General features: G+C 53.0%; 15 protein-coding genes. 8 read left to right on the top strand and 7 right to left on the bottom strand.

What is annotated here, in order from left to right; genetic code table 11:
- Nucleotide 1: 1 nt before the first annotated feature.
- Nucleotides 2-2,038, top strand: coding sequence for a trypsin-like peptidase domain-containing protein (locus tag SH467x_RS20065; RefSeq protein ID WP_482368866.1), 2,037 nt, complete (start codon nucleotides 2-4; stop codon nucleotides 2,036-2,038).
- A gap of 2 nt (nucleotides 2,039-2,040) precedes the next feature.
- Complete coding sequence (locus tag SH467x_RS20060) at nucleotides 2,041-3,501, top strand: NAD-dependent succinate-semialdehyde dehydrogenase (RefSeq protein WP_482368865.1); 1,461 nt, start codon at nucleotides 2,041-2,043, stop codon at nucleotides 3,499-3,501.
- Between the two features lie 659 nt (nucleotides 3,502-4,160).
- On the opposite strand, the gene SH467x_RS20055 is transcribed toward SH467x_RS20060, so the two are convergent.
- Together SH467x_RS20055 and SH467x_RS20050 are read right to left on the bottom strand one after the other, a co-directional pair.
- Nucleotides 4,161-4,361 carry a hypothetical protein gene (locus SH467x_RS20055; RefSeq protein WP_482371416.1) on the bottom strand — a complete coding sequence of 67 codons (201 nt, stop codon included), beginning with the start codon at nucleotides 4,359-4,361 and terminating at the stop codon, nucleotides 4,161-4,163.
- Nucleotides 4,300-4,428, bottom strand: a complete 129-nt coding sequence (locus SH467x_RS20050; RefSeq protein WP_482371404.1) for a hypothetical protein — start codon at nucleotides 4,426-4,428, stop codon at nucleotides 4,300-4,302. Before SH467x_RS20050 ends, SH467x_RS20055 begins: the two co-directional genes overlap by 62 nt.
- A 433-nt stretch (nucleotides 4,429-4,861) precedes the next feature.
- Between SH467x_RS20050 and SH467x_RS20045 the strand changes: the two genes are divergently transcribed.
- From SH467x_RS20045 to SH467x_RS20035, 3 genes are all read left to right on the top strand, one after another.
- Nucleotides 4,862-5,071, top strand: a complete 210-nt coding sequence (locus tag SH467x_RS20045) for a hypothetical protein (RefSeq protein WP_482368864.1) — start codon at nucleotides 4,862-4,864, stop codon at nucleotides 5,069-5,071.
- A gap of 290 nt (nucleotides 5,072-5,361) precedes the next feature.
- The gene (locus tag SH467x_RS20040; RefSeq protein ID WP_482368863.1) at nucleotides 5,362-6,642 is read left to right on the top strand and encodes a hypothetical protein; all 1,281 of its coding nucleotides are present in this window, start codon (nucleotides 5,362-5,364) and stop codon (nucleotides 6,640-6,642) included.
- Between the two features lie 910 nt (nucleotides 6,643-7,552).
- A complete protein-coding gene (locus SH467x_RS20035; protein WP_482368862.1) occupies nucleotides 7,553-8,137 on the top strand; it encodes a hypothetical protein in 585 nt (194 codons plus the stop codon).
- A gap of 592 nt (nucleotides 8,138-8,729) precedes the next feature.
- On the opposite strand, the gene SH467x_RS20030 is transcribed toward SH467x_RS20035, so the two are convergent.
- A complete protein-coding gene (locus SH467x_RS20030) occupies nucleotides 8,730-8,963 on the bottom strand; it encodes a helix-turn-helix domain-containing protein (RefSeq protein ID WP_482368861.1) in 234 nt (77 codons plus the stop codon).
- Between the two features lie 982 nt (nucleotides 8,964-9,945).
- The gene (locus tag SH467x_RS20025; RefSeq protein ID WP_482368860.1) at nucleotides 9,946-11,712 is read right to left on the bottom strand and encodes a DUF1598 domain-containing protein; all 1,767 of its coding nucleotides are present in this window, start codon (nucleotides 11,710-11,712) and stop codon (nucleotides 9,946-9,948) included.
- A 119-nt stretch (nucleotides 11,713-11,831) separates the two neighbouring features.
- On the opposite strand from SH467x_RS20025, the gene SH467x_RS20020 reads away from it, so the two are divergent.
- A complete protein-coding gene (locus SH467x_RS20020) occupies nucleotides 11,832-13,967 on the top strand; it encodes a prolyl oligopeptidase family serine peptidase (protein WP_482368859.1) in 2,136 nt (711 codons plus the stop codon).
- 78 nt (nucleotides 13,968-14,045) lie between these two features.
- Here SH467x_RS20020 and SH467x_RS20015 read toward each other — a convergent pair whose 3' ends face one another.
- Together SH467x_RS20015 and SH467x_RS20010 are read right to left on the bottom strand one after the other, a co-directional pair.
- On the bottom strand, nucleotides 14,046-15,887 hold the full coding sequence (locus SH467x_RS20015) for an alpha/beta fold hydrolase (protein WP_482368858.1): 1,842 nt from the start codon (nucleotides 15,885-15,887) through the stop codon (nucleotides 14,046-14,048).
- A gap of 103 nt (nucleotides 15,888-15,990) precedes the next feature.
- Nucleotides 15,991-16,464 carry an acyl-CoA thioesterase gene (locus SH467x_RS20010; RefSeq protein ID WP_482368857.1) on the bottom strand — a complete coding sequence of 158 codons (474 nt, stop codon included), beginning with the start codon at nucleotides 16,462-16,464 and terminating at the stop codon, nucleotides 15,991-15,993.
- A gap of 71 nt (nucleotides 16,465-16,535) precedes the next feature.
- Between SH467x_RS20010 and SH467x_RS20005 the strand changes: the two genes are divergently transcribed.
- On the top strand, nucleotides 16,536-17,204 hold the full coding sequence (locus SH467x_RS20005) for a metallophosphoesterase family protein (protein ID WP_482368856.1): 669 nt from the start codon (nucleotides 16,536-16,538) through the stop codon (nucleotides 17,202-17,204).
- A complete protein-coding gene (locus SH467x_RS20000) occupies nucleotides 17,201-18,322 on the top strand; it encodes a hypothetical protein (protein ID WP_482368855.1) in 1,122 nt (373 codons plus the stop codon). The genes SH467x_RS20005 and SH467x_RS20000 overlap by 4 nt, the downstream gene beginning before the upstream one ends.
- A gap of 25 nt (nucleotides 18,323-18,347) precedes the next feature.
- Here the strand turns inward: SH467x_RS20000 and SH467x_RS19995 are convergent, their stop codons facing one another.
- Nucleotides 18,348-19,724, bottom strand: coding sequence for a phospholipase D-like domain-containing protein (locus SH467x_RS19995; RefSeq protein WP_482368854.1), 1,377 nt, complete (start codon nucleotides 19,722-19,724; stop codon nucleotides 18,348-18,350).
- Nucleotides 19,725-19,804 lie beyond the last annotated feature (80 nt).

Below are 19,804 nucleotides of genomic sequence, written 5' to 3'. Positions count from 1 at the left end.
GATGCGCCACACCATTTCCTCTGTACTCTCTGTCTATTGGCTTGTATTCGTGTGGTTCCTGGCTTGCTTGCTTTGCACCTCGTTAAGTGCACAACAAGTCCCACTCGACATCGCGGAAGAAAACGCGATGCAGTCCGCCGCGAATTGGGCGCAAGGAAGCGTGGTGCAGATCGAAACCTTTGGCGGTATGGAGATCGTCAATAAGCAAGCCGTTGCACCTGGGCCCTCGACAGGCACCGTCTTGTCCAAAGAGGGATGGATTGCCACCAGTAACTTCTTGTTCAAAGGGCAGCCCGCATCGATCACCGTGATTCTACCGAACGAAGAGCGCAAGGCAGCGAAGTTGGTTGCCCGCGACTTCAGCCGCGAAATTGCCTTGCTCAAAATCGACGGCGATGAATCGTTGCGACCGGCTGTGCCCAGCGAATCCACGACCTGGCGGGTTGGGCAATGGACCATCGCGCTCGGCAAGAGCTTCGATGTCCGAACCGCCAGCCGCAGCCTGGGCATCCTGAGTGCCAAGGGACGGATTTGGGACAAAGCGATTCAAACCGACTGCAAGATTTCGCCTCAAAACTACGGCGGTCCCTTGATCGATCTTTACGGCAGGACCATGGGAATCCTTACCCCGATCAATCCGGGAATCGTGACCGAGGGAGAGGTCGAACAGTGGTACGATTCAGGCATTGGGTTCGCCATTCCCTTGACCGACATCCTCGAACGCCTACCTGTTCTCCAATCCGGACAAGATATTTATTCTGGCAAGGCTGGGTTTCGCGTCCGCGGCAGGGATGAGTTCGCAGAGGGTATTGTGCTCAGCGGCGTTTCTCCTGGATCGCCGGCCGCCAAAGCTGGACTTCAAGCTGGAGATCAAGTGATCCGGGCAGGTCGATCGGAGTCCACACTCCGTCCGGTCGCTACGCACTCGAATCTCAAGCATGCCATGGGACCCATCGATGCGGGGCAACCATTGGTTCTCGAAGTCACCCGCGGATCACAGACCATCCAATCGTCGATGACATTGGTCAAAGATCTTCCACCTTATCGCGAACCCTATCTGGGACTGATCGCATCGCGTCAACCCGATGGTTCCGAAGAGATCTTGCTCGTACTCAACGATAGCCCCGCGAGCAAAGCAGGCTTCCAAACCGGGGATCGCATCACTGGGTTCTCTAGCGAAACTCTCAGTAACGACAAACCCTTAGAATTACTACTCCCTTTTTGGGATTACCGCGAACCACTTCCGTTGAAAGTTCTTAAGACTGGCGCGAAAGCCGATCAATCGCCTGAGATTATCACGGTGCAACCCTCTGTTCGACCTGTCAATGACGTTTCCCTACCAGTCTTTGAATACCCCCGCGTGAATAAGGATGGGGAGGAATCGAAGGACCCTGAAGGCAAGCAGCCTGCGAAGGGAACCGTTCAGATTCCCATCGGGGATGTCAAGAACAAAGCATTTGCTGTAGTTCCGGCCAATTACACGGCGGATACGGCCTATGGTCTGCTGCTGGTTTATGCCGATGCAGGTCAGCAAGAATCGAAAACGTGGTCGGATCTCTGGGAGCAATTCGGTGCAGATCACCGATGGATCATCGCCGTCGTGCAATCGGCCGATGAACGCGCTTGGAGCTTCGAAGAAGTGGAAGTCGGGATGCGAGTTCGAGCCTATTTGGGCACCAACTACACGATCGACAAACGCCGCACCTGCGTGGCAGGGATCGCTTCTGGTGGTGTGCTCGGGCTCGTTACCGTAGCGCAATTTCCAGACGATTTCAACGCGGTTTGGCTCAGCGATGCAAAAATTGGTAGCCGCGTGCGACTCGCCAGTGCAGAGCCGGGCAAATCTCCTCGCTTCTTTATCAATGGCGACGACGAAAGTCTCTCTGGCTTCGTCGAACGAATCACGGAAGCGGGATACGCAGCTAGCTACTACAAAGAATCTTGGAGCACTCTCAAGAATCCCGACGCTGCAAACGCTCAAGACACTCAGATCTTCCCCAAAGTCCAGCGTTGGCTTCAACACTTGGAAGCCCTCTAGCCATGGTGGATCACCCTATTGCCCATCCGTTGCTTCGAACCGAGGCTTACATAGGAGGGAACTGGTACAGCCCGGAAAAGGATCGACGCACGCCGATCTCAAACCCTGCCACAGGTGCCTTGCTCGCAGAGGTTGTCGATTTGCAGCAAGAGGAGTTGGAATGGGCAGTTCAATGCGCCCATCAAGCCTTTCCATCGTGGCGACGCATGGTCGCCGGCCAGCGCGCACTATTGCTTCGCGCTTGGTACGACGAAATGATGAAGAACGTCGAACCGTTGGCAGAGATCATCACGCTGGAACAAGGCAAACCGATCACAGAATCGATCGCAGAAGTTCGCTATGCGGCTTCCTTCATCGAATGGTTCGCAGAAGAGGCAAAGCGATTGTATGGCGAATTGGTCCCTCCCCACATGGCAGACAAAAGGATCTTGGTGACCAGGCAGCCAGTGGGGGTAGTCGCCTCCATCACTCCTTGGAACTTTCCAGCTGCAATGATCTCTCGCAAGGTAGCACCCGCCTTGGCCGCTGGTTGCACCGTGGTTGCCAAACCAGCTCCGCAAACTCCATTGACCGCACTAGCCATGGCGGCTCTAGCCGATAAGGCGGGATTGCCAGCAGGTGTCTTCAATGTCGTTCCGACTACCGACTCGGAGATGGCAGGCCAGTTGCTCACCAGCGACTTGCGCATCGCAAAGATCAGCTTCACAGGTTCCACAGCCGTCGGTAAAAAATTGATGCAGGCTTGCTCGGGAACACTCAAACGACTCTCCCTCGAACTGGGTGGCAATGCTCCATTTCTCGTCTTCGATGACGCGGATCTGGAGGATGCCATTCAAGGCGCAGTGGCGAGCAAGTATCGCAATGCGGGCCAGACGTGCGTTTGTGCTAATCGCTTCCTGGTGCATCGCTCTCTTGCGGAATTGTTCGCGTCGAAATTAGCAGCCGAAGTACAGAGCTTGCGAGTCGGCAATGGGATGATGCGAGGGGTTGATCAAGGTCCATTGATCAGCGAGTCGGCCCTTCAGAAAGTCGAAGCCCATGTGCAGGATGCGATTAGTAAAGGGGCGACGCTCGTTTGCGGGGGAACCCGACACCCGCTCGGTGGAACTTTTTTCACTCCGACCGTTTTGACGGGTGTTGATCGCAGCATGCGAATAGCCCACGAGGAAACCTTCGGGCCTGTTGCTCCCATCATGACATTCGAAACCGATGAGGAAGCGATTGAACTGGCCAACGATACCCGAGCTGGACTCGCGGCCTACTTTTACACGCAGAGCTACCAGCGGTTTTGGAAAATCTCCGAGGCCTTGGACTACGGAATTGTCGGGCACAATACCGGTCTCATTTCGACGGAAATCGCGCCGTTTGGTGGCATGAAGGAATCGGGTGTCGGGCGAGAAGGCTCCCGGCATGGAATCCTAGACTACACCGAGTTGCAATACATTTGCTCCCACATCGGTTAGACGTCAAGCCGATCGTGGTCGAAGAAGTGTGCGGTTCTGGTTGCCTCGATTCGATTACGAGCACGAGGACCGTTTCACTGTGCAAGAGCACGATGCTATAACGCCAGAACGACTGCGATCGCCGATGTCGCGGCAAGGGATGATGGACCGCTAGTGGGGACGGTCTCGCAAGTAAATAAGTAAATTGCACAAGTTAGAGACAGCCTCCAGTACAGATAAGATTCTAGAAGATCATTTCTTAGAAATCACATCACCCATGCGAGAACCGCTGTGATGAGTCAACCGTTCCAAGGACGAACCCGAATACTGCCAGAATGCAAAGTTCAGCGGATTAGGCAAACAGGAACACTAATCAACACTCATTACCACTAATCGAAAGCCGACACGAACCTGTTGCTATTCCTTATTAGTGTTGATTAGCGACGATTAGTGTTCTGCTCCCATGCAATCCCAGGAATGGATTGGTCGCGAAGCCATAGGTTATCGATCCCATGTTCGGTAGCACACGATTGTTTGGAAATCAACATTACACCTCGAAAGACCTGTCGCAACTCTACTGAGCTAACGACCGCATTGACCGAGTGCGAGCAGTAAAAGTTAGCATATCAGAGCGTGTCGACCGAGCACTTCGGTCCAATGCTTGGCTCGTGCTTCTTTTCCTACTCGTACTCAGCATCGCGGTACTCGTACTCGTAATCGATTGACTGCTCGGCAACCGTCTCGGTTCGTTGGATCAATCGAGTCAACATCGAAACGAACCGTTTGAGATGGGCTTTTCCAATCCGTGTCGATTCCGCGTCAATCGCTTCGAAACGATTGGAGTATTTCGTGAATCGCAGCACATTCCAAAGCGGACCCACGCGCGATCTCGAAAAGTCGATTCTTGTCCTTGAGGCTTTGCTTTCCGTTTACCTCGGCAATGATCAACGGGATCGATTGTGCAGCACGCAACCATTAATTGCGAGCATGTCGATCGATGCCCGACAGAGATTTCGCGGTTCGATAAGAAGACGTGACATAGTCGATCGCAAGTCAATAAACGTCGAGTCGTTCATGGTCGAAGATTGGTTCGGTCATCAACGTCCCTTTCGAGTACGATGAAAGCTACCGCCAAAGATCCAAGAACCACCGAATACACGGAACACACCGAAGGAAGGCCACACCCTATTTCTTACTCCCTTTCCGTGTTTTCCGAGTGGTCCGTGGTTGAAAAACACCGTCGTGAATCAAGGAAGTGATCACTTGTCAGATTAGACCTGTCCCCTGTTTGAGATAGGAATCTCTGGGAGATCAGTATGCCAAATGACCACTACGAAAATGCAAGCACATGGTGAGGGCAACTGCGCGAGGGCGACCGACCGTGGGAAGGAAGCTTGCGAATGTATGGGTAAGTATCGAGTCTGTCGATTGCCATCAGTTCATCATTCCCCAGTCGATTGCATTCACGCCGAATCTGCGAGGCTACGAACAGAAACAGCCGACAACGACCTATCTCAACAACAATGCGCCGGTCATGTCGCCGTCCCGAGATCCATTTTGCAGAACTGGATGCGAAACCGAAACAAATTAGGACAGCAAGTCCCATTGTCCACCACCGAAGTACAGTTTTTTCGAATCATCCCAAGGGCTCGAGTTCCTACACAGAACCCTCGTGTCACTCCATTTGATCTTCGGCCAATCTCACGATTGCGGAATATCGAGCAAGAGTGATCGTTGCCGGGCACCGTACACACACATCGCAGCAAGGGGGATGAATCTTCCTGCGGAAATCTGGGACAAGTTGACCAGACCAGGACAACTAGCGAGAATTGCATGTGACTCAACCTAGGATGACAATCAGTTCTTCCAATGTAGCTAACAATGAACCGACGTTGTCTCTTATTGCTCGTGATTGTTCTCTTCGGCTGTAACCAGGCGCAACCTGAATTCATGCATCCGCCATCGAACCTTCCCACCAATCGCGAAGAAATTGATCCATGGACTTCTTCTTTATTGGACGTCAATGTCTCGAACGCGAGCCGTATCGTCGCTCAACGCCTGAAAAGCGACGATCCATTGCTCTCGCCGCTAGTAAGCCGAATGGCCGAATTCACGCCGTGCCAGGTCGTTTTCGCGTCGAGGCGTGGGCATTTGCGATGCGTTCGGCAGTATTTGGACGCGCAATCGAAAACGACTCAGTACGACGCGATCTATATCGTTCAGCCCCCACCCGAAGAAATCATTCAAGAACGGCTCGCCTTCTTTGACGAATCATTGCGACCAACGATGTCCGATTTTTTGCAACGATTTGCGGGGTCGGGCGAAGAGACTGCGGATACCGCGGGGCAGTTTGCATACGACCAATGGCCAACTGCCGAGGAATTCGGTTATCGTGACAAAAGCTCCTTGGGAGATTGGGCAACGGCAACGTTGCTGTTTCACTGCCATAATGGTGATGCCTTATTTATCAAACCGAACGGAGCAACGGCTTGGCGTGTGATGGAAACGGATGAAACAATCCCTCTAGCCTCCACATTCAAAGAGTTTGTCGAATTGTACGCTGCCTTCCGCGAAACACACGAAGTTTTTGACTCATGGTCCTACCGTGAGTTCATAAGGGGCAGAACTAAGCAATTCTCGATGTTTGAGTGGCCTTCGGATGTGGCTCCATCGAATGTTCGGTCGGTCTCTCGAAAGCACGAATACTCGATCGACAGTCACTCCTCATGGTACAAGATTGAATTGGATAACGATTCAGCACAGAGATGGGCAGACTCGGTTCACGCAGTTCAGGAGTTGCATTCTCGTCGATCCGTTGGGAAGGAAGACCGAGGATTGGAAGCGGTTCGCCGGAACATTCCCGGGCCACCGCCATTGCACTGGAAAACGGGGGATTCGCCATTTTGGTGGACACCGCCATCCATTGAGTTTCGAGCGATGGAAGCCATGAAATGGTACTCGGGATTTGATTCTGGCGTAGGGCAAGCGGCTTATACTGGCTATGATGCGACGCAAAGGACTTTGTGGGTCTACGAGTACTCATGCCAACATGATCGACTTTGGGAGCCAAACCAAATACCTGAAGGCGACGTTTTTTCCCGCCTCAAGGGCGCAGACCACAATGCTGCACCGACTCCCCTAACGGTCCCTTCGGAACTATAGAAACTGAGATCAAACGGCCCCCGCCAAATGGTCGTTGCCTATTCGAAGAAATTGCATTTATCATGTCTGAAATACCCTCCTTGCCCTAAGATTACTCCAGTTTCTTGAGGTCTCACGATGCCACGATCTCATTTACGTTTGATGGACAAAGCTCATGGTGGCTAATCTCTTGATTGCCCCATAACTTAGGTAATCCCACCAATCTGGTGCATTAGTGAACGACAAGAATCCGTATCATCCACCTCTCGCTTCCGCTGGCATCGTTAGCGATGTTCGTCTTCCTCCGCACCCCGTTGCAAGACTTGCAAGCGTTGTTCTGATTACCCTCGGCATAGCTTTCCTCATCAACATAGTAATCTCTGCTCTGTTCTGGCATTTTCGGCCACTTGTCGCGGATGACAGCTCTGCTCCAACATTTTCACAATCTTGGCGTGACCTTGTCCTGATCGGTCTACTCTCAATACAGGTTTACGCTGGTTTCCGAAGTTGGCAATACCGAATTCCGATCATCGGATGTGTCGCGACGTTCGTATCGTGCGTTGCGATGACTGACACCAACGCTGCTCCCGTGTTCTCGCCATGCCTCGCCTCTGTAGGTGTGTTGCTTTACACTGGTTGGTTCCGCAAGGCACGGGCCAATCCCGAAACACCGGACGCTGGATAGTTTGAGGCAGGATGCTCGTTTCTGTGAGCCGTCCCAATACTACTTTGGACCGAACATTCGAAGTCGCAATGTGGTAGACTGAATTCGTAGAGTGTCCTATCTCTCACAGGGGCTTTCCACATCAACCAACGCCCTTTCCGGGCGTACACAATCCGTTGCAGCGAAACAGCCGCTTCGACTTCTAGAAACTTTACTTGACGCCTCTAGATGAATGGTAGTCTTAAGCAAAACACAATTGAGAGCAGCATGACGAAATTCTTATTGAACCTCGTATTGGTTTTCCTACTCTGCGACACATTGATAGGTCAGGATGCTGCGATTCTGCAAAGTACCTTATCAAATATTGCTACCTTCGCGTTTACAGACTCGTTGCCCAACGCAGATCGAATTGAGCTCTACACTTTATCCAATCTCGCAATTGCGAGTGAGAACGAGCTTGAAGTGGAGAGATTGCCTGAACGATTTCTGCTCGCAATTGGTGGCTACGGTGCTAAAGAAAAGTCCCGCTTCTACGTTGGTGTTGATTCACGCGTCACGATAAGGGGAACCGATTGCAAGAATATCGTACAGGCTTGGCGAGAGTTAGAGTTCCAACCGAACAGAACGCTGTGTCACACACCACCATATGGAATTCGCTTTTACCGCGACGACAAATTAATCTTCGAGACGACAGTCTGTTGGGAATGCCATAACTTCCATATGCCAAGAGTCGATGCTAAAACTGGTACGGCAGAAATGCAACTTTACGGATTCAAGAATGACGGCAAGGCAAAGAAGCTATTGGCAACGCTTCAGAAGCACTTGCCATTGCCCAAGCAACCAAAACCGTAAAATAATTACAACATGGCGTGATCGGGTCAGCATGTCCGTTGCAAGGCACCTTTCCACACCACCCGACGTGCATGCTCTCTCGAAGTCTCCAAATGGTAGACTGATCTCCTCAAGTGTCCAGTTTCGCGTAGGGGGTTTGATCCCCACAAACCAATGCCCGCACCGGGACTAACTCACTGCTGGCAGACAATTCGCTCAGTCGTTCGAATTGATCTGCGTTAACTGAAGTCCAGGTGCTTGGAAAAACTACTCGTTTTGCGACCATATCTTCAATCGAGCTACCTATGCAAAATGAAGTGAATCCCTATCAGAGAGAGGTAACAAATGGTATTCCACTTGATCCACCTAGAAAGCTTACTGGGTTTTTTAGGGGAGCTCGAAATGGTCTTCTCTGGTCACTGCCGGTATTTATAGTCCTTACCATCTTCATCGCAACATACGGTCGGAATCCTCCGCCTGTTTATGCGGCGATGGTTGAGGCGGCTCAAATACCCGTAATTTGGATGCTCATAGCCGGAATCGTTTCGGCTGTCGCAGATCGTCGCAAAATGTATTGAACGGCGGGGGCTTGGTCCTACTGTCATTGAGCGCTTCAAAGGGGGCCACTGTTGGGCGCTTTGGCCCCTTTTGAATCATCGGACCCGGTGAGCGCTTCGTCGATGGGCGCTTCGGCTGCACTGGCCTCTTTTGAACTACGAGCAGCCAAGTGGCGAGCAACGGACTTTCGGTTGATTCCGAGGGTGCGGGCGATCTGCCGCATGCTCATTCCTGAAGCGAAAAGCTGCTTAATTCCCTGTCTTTTATCCATATCCAGCCGACGTACCACGGCACACTCCATAGTCGGGTTCCAAAAGAAACCCGCTATCTGAGTCAACCATGCCTTTCTTGTCGAACTGGCCCCTTTTGAAGCGCCCCTAACGGGCCCCTTTTAGGCGATCACTGACACGGCTGATTGGAGGAACGGTCAGGAACATGGATAGACAGGATACACAGGATTTTCAGAAAACAAAGGTCTTATCCTGTCCATCCTGTTGATCCATGTTGGGTTACTACATGAGTCGTGGCACAAGCCTCTGTTTTCAGTCGTCTTTCTCCTTTTCGCAGCAACCGAGCCTTGCCCTTATTATCCACCTGGATGCTCGAAGCGAAAACATTTAGACGACCCAAGAAAGGCAGCCATAACATCTTGTAGCAGCATTCCTCGGTCAAAGCGATCATTGCGAGGATGAGCCGGTCACGCCCGAGAATCGGCTGATTGGAGGAACGGTCAGGAACATGGATGGACAGGATGCACAGGATTTTCAGAAAACAAAGGTCTTATCCTGTCCATCCTGTTGATCCATGTTGGGTTACTACATGAGTCGTGGCACAAGCCTCGGTCTTCAGTCGCCGTTCTCCTTTTCGCAGCAACCAAGTTTTGCCCTCATTACCCACCTGGATGCGAGAAGCGAAAACATTTAGACGACGCAAGAAATGCAGCCATAACATCTTGTAGCAGCATTTTTCTGTCAAAGCGATCACTCCAAGGATGAGCCGGTCACGCCCGAGTGAGAATCGGCTGATTGGAGGAACGGTCAGGAACATGGATGGACAGGATGCACAGGATCTTCAGAAAACAAAGGTGTTATCCTGTCCATCCTGTTGATCCATGTTGGATTGTCTTGGTTCACCGGCGAATGGAATTTACATGGCCATCTTTCCGAGTGTTCGGTCTGTTCTGTGGTTCTTGGACCTTCGGAGATAAAATGGTTGAACTCGCGACGGGTCAACGGAAACGAAGTCCGGAGTCGATGAGAGAGAGATTCCAATTAACGATGGGATCCCACGTCTTCCATCCAAAACGGCGATTTTGAATTCAGATTCCGTTCGACCGTTACCGCTTGCAGATTCGAACCGAGAGAAAGTCGTTTCCCAAGGCCTAAGGTTCGAATCGCTACGCCGCCGCTGACGACCGCAAAGCGAGTTCCATCTTTCGCTTTGTGAGTCGATGCAATCGATTCGATGCGAAGAGGCGTGCGCGCCATGCGAGGTTGGATCTCCAAATCGTGGAGGCAGAGAAATGGGGTTCCACGCCCCTTTCCCTTTTCGTTTCGGATCAATTCCATCACGACAGCGAGATCGAGAATATGCCTCAATCGCGCTTGGACGATCGAGTGACGCTGGATTTCTTCATGGTGTTTGGTGAACTGTGTTGCGAATGCGTCCGCGGCGATGTCGGGCAAAGTGGATACAACGCGATCCCCTTGCTCGTTGATGAATTGCGATTCGCTCAGAACTTTCACGTTCTGAACAGAAATCTTGTAAACAGCTTGTTCGGAATCGTAAGGAATCTTGTTGGTATGAAGCGTATACCACCATCGCACCAATCCACTTGGAGATCGGGACTGTAGGAGTTCGGTTTCGTGCCAATACGATCGAAGGTTAGGAGGTAAGGGCTCGAGCCCGAGTCCCATCATCTTCATCTCCACATCGGCCTTGAGAAGTGCGAAGGCGGTCGGTGAATCAGGGGGCAGTCCTACGATGGTTGTATTTTGGGCCCCCAAGAGCTTGCGCCAACCTTCGATCCATCGATCGGGAGTGCGTTGTAGCGGACGTTGTGCTCCGGGTTGAAGCGCATACTCATAAGCTTGTTGGAGTCTCTTCGTGTCAGGGTCAATCGAGCATCCAAACTCACCTCCGCCGCTGAGGATATGAGGTGCGACGGTGATCAAGTCTTCGAGCAGGACAGGCGGAAGTCGCAATTGCTCATGGACCAATTCCCCATCTAAGTTGGGGACAAGATCGCCTGCAGGACCGCCGATAAGCCATTCGTTCGATTCGGAGTCCAAAGCGAGATAGTCGATGCGCACGATTCCGCCGAGTAATTCCAGCTCTAGCTTCCCAAGTCGACCGCTCCTCCGATGGGCGTCGAGCAAGCGATCGACTTCATGCAGCGATACCCATCGAAGATTCGATGGTTTCTGCCAATCCCCGAGCCCATCCCATCGCATGCGCCCCATGCGATTCGCTTTGGCGATTGCGGCATCGCGTTCTGCAGCATCGATTCGTTCGATCAATCCATCGGTCGAGATTCGGACACCGTTGCGATAGGGGACAATTGTCGAAGTCCCACCATTGATGAGCCAATCCCCATCGATGGTCGATTCGATGAGTCGAATCAAATCGTCGTAGTTGGCGAGCGATGCGCCACCCCCGCTCCCCGCTTCCAAGCCACCCGCTTGAAGATCACCCGTTCGCAGATCACCCATTCGTAAACGAGGAGTGGCTTCCCGAATAGATTCAAGCATAGATATCCGCTCCTCGGACGATACCGATCGGTATCGATCAAGCGATACGGTCGGCTCCTGGGATTTCGACACGGACGCACCGAATGCGATCCAAACCAAGCAAAGAGCCCATAACAGACATCGGAGCAACGATAAAATCGGGTGGGGGTGCCCTACGTCCGAACGGGCGAACTCCCATCCCCCAGCCACCCCGGATCCAACGACGAAATCGCGTACCATGGTCACGCCCTTGCCCATCAACGCAGGAGAAGTCAGTATGTCGCTGCCGCGACGAGTTCGAATCATCATATCGATTCCGACCAACGGTTGCTACAATCAACCTCCCCTCTCCATCGTGCTGTTTCTACCACGTATTCATAAACATGCGGCCATTTCCGTTCTGTCCCCCTTTTAAGGCACCTTGCGCTATGGAATTCCAGCTCTCGCGATGGGTCACCCATGCCATCGCCATCGCATTCTCCTCTGCCAGTTTACTCCTCCTGACCCCCATGACGATGTCGCAAGAAATCGAATCCAGCCCCTCTGATCCTTTTGTCTGGCTCGAAGATGTGACCGGCGAGAAAGCCATTGAGTGGGTGAAGTCCAAAAACGAGGTAACCCTCTCGAAGCTTGCTAGCTCCTCCGAGTTCAAGCAGCTCGAATCCGATTTGCTTGCGATTTTGGACTCCAATGAGCGGATCCCGTTCGTCTCCAAAAATGGGGACTACTACTACAACTTCTGGCGTGACAAAACGAATGTGCGCGGCCTGTGGCGTCGAACGACGCTAGAGGAATACAAGAAAAAGGAACCAAAGTGGGAGGTCCTCCTCGATCTCGACCAATTGGCCAAAGACGAGAACGAGAACTGGGTCTGGAAGGGAGCAAGTCTCCTTAGGCCCAACTATGAATTGGCTCTGATCACACTTTCTCGCGGAGGAGCGGACGCCGATGTAACGCGCGAGTTCAACATGCAATCCCGTTCGTTTGTGAAGGATGGCTTTCAAAGACCGGAAGCAAAGGGAGGGATGAGTTGGATCGACAAAGACCATGTCTTCATCCAAACCGACTTCGGCCCCGGTTCCATGACCGAATCAGGCTACCCACGCATTGCCAAACGATGGAAACGTGGTACGCCTCTCGAATCGGCTGAAGTTGTCTTTGAGGGGAAAGCGGAAGACATGTCCATTTCCGCTTTTCATGATGACTCTCCCGGCTTCGAACGCAATTATGTCTCGCGCACCATCGCGTTCTACAACGATGAGCTGTTCGTCTTGGACGACAACGCAAAGCTAATCAAAGTGGATGCACCCAATACAGCCAACAAATCAGTATTCCGCGGGACCCTGGCAATCGAACTACGCGAAGACTGGGATCTGGGTGACAAGGTCTACAAAGCGGGTTCGCTCCTATTCACCAATCTCGAGGACTTCCTCGCAGGGAAGGGGATGCTCGAAGTCATTTTCGAACCTACCGATTCAACCGCCTTGGCCAGCATCGGTTTCACGAAGGACTACGCTATTCTCAAAGTCCTGGACGATGTGAAGGATAAGCTTTTTGTGCTCACTCCCAGTCGCAAAGGCTGGCAACGCGAGCCCATGGTGGGAGCCCCTAGCTTTGGGACCATCGGTGTCACGGCAGTCGATCCGGATGAGTCGAATGAGTACTTCATGACCAGCACCGACTATCTCACTCCGACCACTCTTTACATGGGCAAAATCGGCTCGGAACCAGAAAAGCTCAAAGAACTCCCCTCGTTCTTCGATGCAAAGGGACTGAAGATCTCCCAGCACTTTGCTAAGAGCAAGGATGGGACTCGCGTTCCGTACTTCATGGTCGCTCGCGAGGACATGGAGTCCAATAGCAAGAACCCTACATTGCTATATGGTTACGGTGGATTTGAAATCTCCCTGCAGCCCAGCTACAGCGCTTCGGTAGGACGAGCTTGGACATCGCAGGGAGGAGTCTATGTCGTCGCAAATATCCGCGGCGGAGGCGAATACGGTCCCCGTTGGCACAAAGCAGCCTTGAAGGCGAATCGTCATCGCGCTTACGAAGACTTTGCCGCTGTCGCCGAAGACCTTATCGCTCGCAAAGTTACTTCCCCGGATCATCTCGGTATCCAAGGTGGCTCGAATGGCGGACTCCTGATGGGGAACATGGTCGCCCTTTACCCAGAGCTCTTCCAAGCGGTCGTATGCCAAGTTCCATTGTTGGATATGCAACGCTACAACAAACTCCTCGCGGGAGCTTCATGGATGGCGGAATATGGGAACCCAGATATTCCAGCCGAATGGTCCTTTATCAAAACGTTCTCCCCCTACCACAACGTTTCATCGGATCGCAAGTATCCGTACATTCTCTTCACCACATCCACTCGAGACGACCGTGTCCATCCGGGACATGCTCGCAAAATGATGGCGAAAATGGAGCAGCAGGGGCACTCGGTTCTCTATTACGAGAATATCGAAGGCGGCCACGGAGGAGCCGCGAACAACAAGCAGTCCGCATTCATGCAGGCGCTCGCTTACACATTCCTCCGGCAGCAACTATTCCCTGCGAAGTAGGGGGCGAAGCCGCTAGTCCGGCTTTGGTCCACTTCACACCAACGCTAACTCGGATGCTGAGATGTCCGGGTTGCTAACTCAGCGTTTCAGAATCGAGTCGATAAACGCATACGCCGCATCGCGCTGATCCGCGGGCCATTCGTGGCCCGCGTCTGGGAAAGCTGCCTTCAATCGCTCCTGTGCGTTTGCTTGCTCGTAAACCGGCTCCACTTTCGTGAGTACATCCTTTACGCCGGTGACTTCGAAATTGGCGTCATGCAATGGAGCCATCACATAGATCGCTCGAGGGAAGATGGAAATGAGCACATCCTCGAAATCGAACGGCATGCGTCGCGGATCGCTTTCATAGACAGATGCGATTTTTGGCATGTAGCGATCGCTCGTCCAACCCTTTAGATTACCGCCGTAGTACTTGGGAAAACTGCAAAAACCGCAACTGGTTACCGCTACCTTCATCCTGGTGTCGAAGGCGGCGGTGAACAACGCGTTATGCCCTCCCAGGGAATGCCCGATAACACCGATCCGCTCAGGATCCACCTCGGGTAGTGTGCTGAGGAGATCGACGGCTCGCAAATTATTCCAAATGGCTTTCATCGTCCCGCTTTCAAAACGGCCCTGTTGAAAGGCTCGCTGAAAGTCAAATCGATACTCGCCAAAGCTGGGATAATCAGGCGCCAGACAGACGTAGCCTCGCTGAACCAGATGGAGAGCTTGCCTCTTGCTTTCTTGTTCCCCTAGTCCCACCGGTTCATCTTTGCCAATTGAAATCGTTTGGTGCAAGCAAAGCATGGCCGGCGCACGCTTGACGCCGTGCGGAATCAACAACCATGCTGGGACTCGATCTCCCGCTTCAGAGGCATACGTCAAATGGATGCGTTCGTAACCTTCCATCGACTTTCGCTCCCCCCACTCTATGTCGAGAGGAACTTGTCGCGAGGAATCCGGTAGTTTCCCCATTACCTTCTGCATTCGCTGCAATCGTTCGCTTCGCGTCGCGTATCGCTCCCCCGCCGGAATCGAGAACTCAACAACATTTTGCTCCGGAGGCAACGGGCAAAGGGTATAGGGCGAGAACGCGCAAGGCGGATTGTAGGAGCGATTGAAATCGAGGTGGACCGTTCCCTGGGAATTTCCATTCAATGCGGGAATGGGGAAATTAAGGAATCGACACGCAGGATAAGCGCCTTGGCCGCACATGGCATCACGAAAAACGATCAAATGCTCTGCATCGCTTTCAGCTTGAACAATCCATTGCACCGAATGTCCATCGAGCTGGAATGCAATCTCACCTACTTGCTCTACCCCAGCTTGTTCACCCCTCGAATTCGTCTGCGTGACCCATTTGCTCTCTGAATAGGGGGTAAACGTTGCGGAAACGCGGTAGGAAGCGTCGATCGGGAACCAAAACTTCCCGGGAAACTCCCGAATCGTCGAGGACTCTGGATCCCGCACGCGGAGTGCAATTTGCCCATTGCGTCGGACCGCTTGTACACGATAACGGTCGGCGACGATCAGGATATCGGGGCTATCGGCATCGAGTCCAAGGGGGAGTTTGAGCGAAGCCGATTCGAGGGTTGGGAGGTCGCCTAGAGTCGTTTCCGTTTCCTGGGAGGAGTCGGCGGTCTCCTTCCTGGTCGATCGCCGCAATCGCAAAGTGTGCTGGGAGCGAGTCCGCACGCGCACTTCATTCTCGAAGGTCATTGCTTGAACATGAAGTCCTGGCGGGGCGTCGCTTCCGAGGTAACCAGGAAAGGCCGCGTCGCTTCCGATATCGATCCACTGCTGGTTAAGCCACAGATGAGCGACCAAGGCGAGCCAACCATTGGGGGATTTCAATCGATCGCTGTTAGCGCGTTGCCACTGGGCGGTAGCCAACTCGTAGGTGCGGGGGTCTGGAGACTGCGCTTGGGATTGTTGCACGGTGGCCTCAAGGCAAAAAAAGAGCGAAAGGGAGGCTTGTAGCAGAACCTTCCATCCGCGCACTCGACCCTTTTCATGAACTCCCCTGCGCGCGAGTTTGGGCTCAATCCCCCGAGAGGCTGCGAAACAACTGAAGCTCTTTTGGCAGACGACGAACTTTGCCGGTTCGATCGACGCACGCAATACTGCTTGCCCCCGTAACGACGATGGGACCGATCGTTTGTGAGAGAGCGGATTCGGGGGGGCGTACAATTCGGTATCCATGGTCGATCCTCGCACCGTAGCAGTGGTTCAATGAAGTCACCAATTCTAATTCTTCATCGAACTCGGCGGGGGAGTGAAACTCGACTTGCATCGTTTTGACGACGAGCATCAAGCCAGACTTCTCGATTTCCTTGTAGGAGATCCCGAAACTGCGAAGCATTTCGACCCGTCCGCGTTCGAAGTAATTCAAGTACTGCGAGTTATGCACCCGGCCTTGGCCGTCGATCTCGCAGTATCGAACGCGAAGGGGAGTGATATGTTCCGGAGGTGTCGATGGGGACTCTGAAGTCATAGCGTCTGGTTGATTTGGCATGTTCCGAGTGCGGTTTAGCGAATAAGCTGAATGGCGAATGAGACCATTCCACCAGAGGGACGCGACAGCAAATGGAAAGAACGGTTGTTATAGGGGACATTCACGGGTGCTTGGACGCATTCAACGCTCTTATTGAAGCGATCGAACCATCCTCGAACGACACGATTGTTACGGTTGGTGATTATGTCGACCGCGGGCCAAATTCCAAAGGGGTCATCGATCGGCTGTTGGAACTGCGCGAAGTCTGCCAATTGGTGACGCTGAGGGGGAATCATGAGGACATGATGCTGGAGGTTCTCCGGGGTGAAGTTCCCCCGTTTTCTTGGTTGAACCACGGTGGCGTCCAAACCATGGACTCCTACGGGTTTGTCGGGGATCTTGGTTGCGTCCCTCGCAGCCACCGCGATTTTCTCGAGAATCTTCCTAGCTTCTTTGAAAACGAAACACACTTCGTAGTCCACGCAAACTATGACCCCGACCTACCTCTCGAGGAACAGCCCGACGACCTTCTCCGCTGGGTCAAGCTAACGCAGGAAGTTCCCGGTCCCCATATGTCAGGAAAACGAGCGATCGTCGGGCACACACATGACCGCGAAGGCAGGATTATCGAGTTGCCTCATTTGATTTGTATCGATACCTACTGCTACGGCGGCAAGTGGCTCACGGCCATGGAATTGGAAACGGGGCGAGTATGGCAAGCCGACCCGTACGGGAAACTTTTAACGCCACCTGCTCCATGAGCGTACGGACTAGCTCGCTGGGCGGACGAACCTACTCGATGGGGGGACGAATTGTCATCGGAATCGATGAAGCAGGGTACGGACCCAGCATGGGGCCCTTGGTGATCGGCGGCACCGCATGGTGGATTCCGGATCGATGGACCATCGACGAACTCACCCAGGAATTGGCGACCTGCTTTCAGCCGAAACCCTCCTTCCCCGGCCACGATTTTCTAAGCATCGGGGATTCGAAAAAGATCCTCGTGGGAAAGTATGGCTGGCCAAGCCTTTCGCTGGCCGCAGAATGGCTCCTCGCGGCCACTTCAGGGGACGTCGCCACCGGCTCCGGGCTCTCCAAGCTTATCGCGATGGATTGGGAACGCCTCCAATCTGTTCCATGGTTCCACGACCTGGTCAGAGGCCAATGGAATTCGAATCATTCGTATCTGAACGATAAGATGGATTCCGCAGCGGGACCTCTCGCGCGCCAATCGATCCTCGCAACCTTGGGCCCGCGGATATCCCAGCAACTCGATCGAGTAGGAGTGAAACTCCTTGGGGTTCAAGCTCGATGTATCGACGAACCTGAGTTCAATCGAATGGTCACCAAGACAGGAAATAAGTCCACGGTCCTAAGCGAACTCTCCCTCCAGCTTGCCAAGTCTCTCGCGGAATCCTGTTTGGAATCTTCCTCGGTAAACCTACCCGGCAATGACCTGTTAGACTTCGGAGCTGATTGCGGAAATAATCGGTGCATCGAGATGTTTTTCGACAAGCATGGTGGCAGGAATCGCTACCAAGCCATTGTGATCGATGCGTTGGACGGAGTCTGGGTCCAAGCGGACTGCGAAGGACCCAAGCTATCCTCCTATCGAACGCAGTGGCGAGGTTGTGAGGTGGCGCTTTCCTTTCGAGTAGGCGGGGATTCACTGCTTCCATCTGGCGCTGCAAGCATCATCGCCAAATGGGTGCGGGAGCTGTCGATGGCCAGCTTGAATTCCTATTGGGAATCGGCGTGCGGAAAAAAGATTCGACCGACCGCAGGCTATTACGTCGATGCGTGTCGATTTGCAGGTGAAATCGAAGCGGTAGCAACCCAACTCGGTATCGACCGCTCGCAGTGGTGGCGCATCAAATAGACCGGCCGCCCGAACGCAGATCGGGCTAGAGGTACTTTTGAATAAAAGGGGCGGCGAATCGAAGGCGTCGGAATGACCGCAGATCGTCTCGGTCGACACTTTTTTCCTTCGCTTCGTATCGTAGAAGTTCGCCCAGCTTCAAGGCGTTCGATTGCCTCAAGAGCGACTGATAGATCTCGCGAATGACATCCCCGAAAGGATCATCGTTTACCAGCAAAGCGACTTCCGAGTTCCGTCGCTCAGAAAGGTAATCCAGGTTATGGCTTCCTATCACCGAGGTCTTGCCATCGACGAGAATCAGTTTGGCATGGAGAGTCGAACAACCTTGGAACTCGTATACCTGCACTCCGTGCCGTAGCAGCCAACGGCGTTCATTTGCGAACGCCGCATGCGCGACAACTTGATCGGTCGATTCCAGTGAATTGGTGAGAATACGAACTTGAACTCCCCGATCGCGGGCTGCGATCAATATTCGTTTCAGCTGCGGAGTGATGACGCAATAGGGCGTGCAGAGATCGATCGAGCATTTGGATCGTTCTAACACCTGATGGATTTTTGAAGTGATTGCACAGGGAGCATTCTTCTTACCGCCGACAACATCGTGCAGGAATTGCACTTGTTCGCATTCGATAGGAAGGGAGGGATATTCATCCGTTCCGCACCGGGATGTATCGCACGCAGCCAAGGGTTGTTCGCGACATTCCGCAAGCCAATTTTCGATTTCGCAAAAGGCTTGCTCGCGCGGCATGTTGTTCCATTCGGTATGCACTTGTTTCTTCAGCATTCGTTTTGCCTCTTCACCATACAGACGAGGCTGGGCGGTGACGCATTCGTTCCATCGACGCTGAATGTAGTCCGCGATCGATGCGTGGCAGACCCCATGGGCATAGAAGTCTTCGTCGATATAGATTCGTTCCCCGATTCCGAAGTAGTCCTGCTCGATATTTCTTCCCCCAATGATAAGGTGCTTTTGATCGATATGCAGGAGTTTGTCATGAAGCCGAGGCCGGCCTAGTTCAAGCTGATACCGGACATCGACGGGGCGTTCGCGAAACTGAATCCCACAGCGAATGAGATAGTCCATGAGAGGTTTAGGAAGACTGTTGCTTCCCCAATGACCATCGACCATGACGCGCACACATACGCCTCGCGACGCGGCATCGATCAGATGAACAAGGACTTGTCCTCCCGTGCGATCGTCTCGGAATTGAAAGGAGACCAAGTCGATCGACTGTTCCGCGCTTTGGATGAGTTGTAGACGCAGCTCCAAAGCCTCTTTCTCGGACGTCAGAGCGCGTAGTTCCCCCCCTCGGCACTGAACGAGCCCGACTCCGCTCTCGATGAGCACAGTGGGCACCATTCCGAATAGGAGGAGTATGGCGACAATTTGCCTGATCGACATCCGTGCGACAGTCCCCGGTTGGGCTGAAAGAGAAAATCCGTTCTACTGAAGCTATGGGTGGTGAAGCAGACGAAGTCAAA

The sequence above is a fragment of the Brakhagea slesvicensis genome (genome assembly GCF_052161625.1).
Lineage (GTDB): Bacteria > Planctomycetota > Planctomycetia > Pirellulales > Pirellulaceae > JBKCUI01.
This window is presented reverse-complemented; position numbering and strand designations above follow the sequence as displayed.

Bases quoted from the DNA above. Each gene is read 5' to 3' on its own strand.
- SH467x_RS20065 (WP_482368866.1), top strand. From the start codon at position 2: ATGCGCCACACCATTTCCTCTGTACTCTCTGTCTATTGGCTTGTATTC.
- SH467x_RS20060 (WP_482368865.1), top strand. From the start codon at position 2,041: ATGGTGGATCACCCTATTGCCCATCCGTTGCTTCGAACCGAGGCTTAC.
- SH467x_RS20040 (WP_482368863.1), top strand. From the start codon at position 5,362: ATGAACCGACGTTGTCTCTTATTGCTCGTGATTGTTCTCTTCGGCTGT.
- SH467x_RS20035 (WP_482368862.1), top strand. From the start codon at position 7,553: ATGACGAAATTCTTATTGAACCTCGTATTGGTTTTCCTACTCTGCGAC.
- SH467x_RS20025 (WP_482368860.1), bottom strand. From the start codon at position 11,712: ATGATGATTCGAACTCGTCGCGGCAGCGACATACTGACTTCTCCTGCG.
- SH467x_RS20020 (WP_482368859.1), top strand. From the start codon at position 11,832: ATGGAATTCCAGCTCTCGCGATGGGTCACCCATGCCATCGCCATCGCA.
- SH467x_RS20010 (WP_482368857.1), bottom strand. From the start codon at position 16,464: ATGCCAAATCAACCAGACGCTATGACTTCAGAGTCCCCATCGACACCT.
- SH467x_RS20005 (WP_482368856.1), top strand. From the start codon at position 16,536: ATGGAAAGAACGGTTGTTATAGGGGACATTCACGGGTGCTTGGACGCA.
- SH467x_RS20000 (WP_482368855.1), top strand. From the start codon at position 17,201: ATGAGCGTACGGACTAGCTCGCTGGGCGGACGAACCTACTCGATGGGG.
- SH467x_RS19995 (WP_482368854.1), bottom strand. From the start codon at position 19,724: ATGTCGATCAGGCAAATTGTCGCCATACTCCTCCTATTCGGAATGGTG.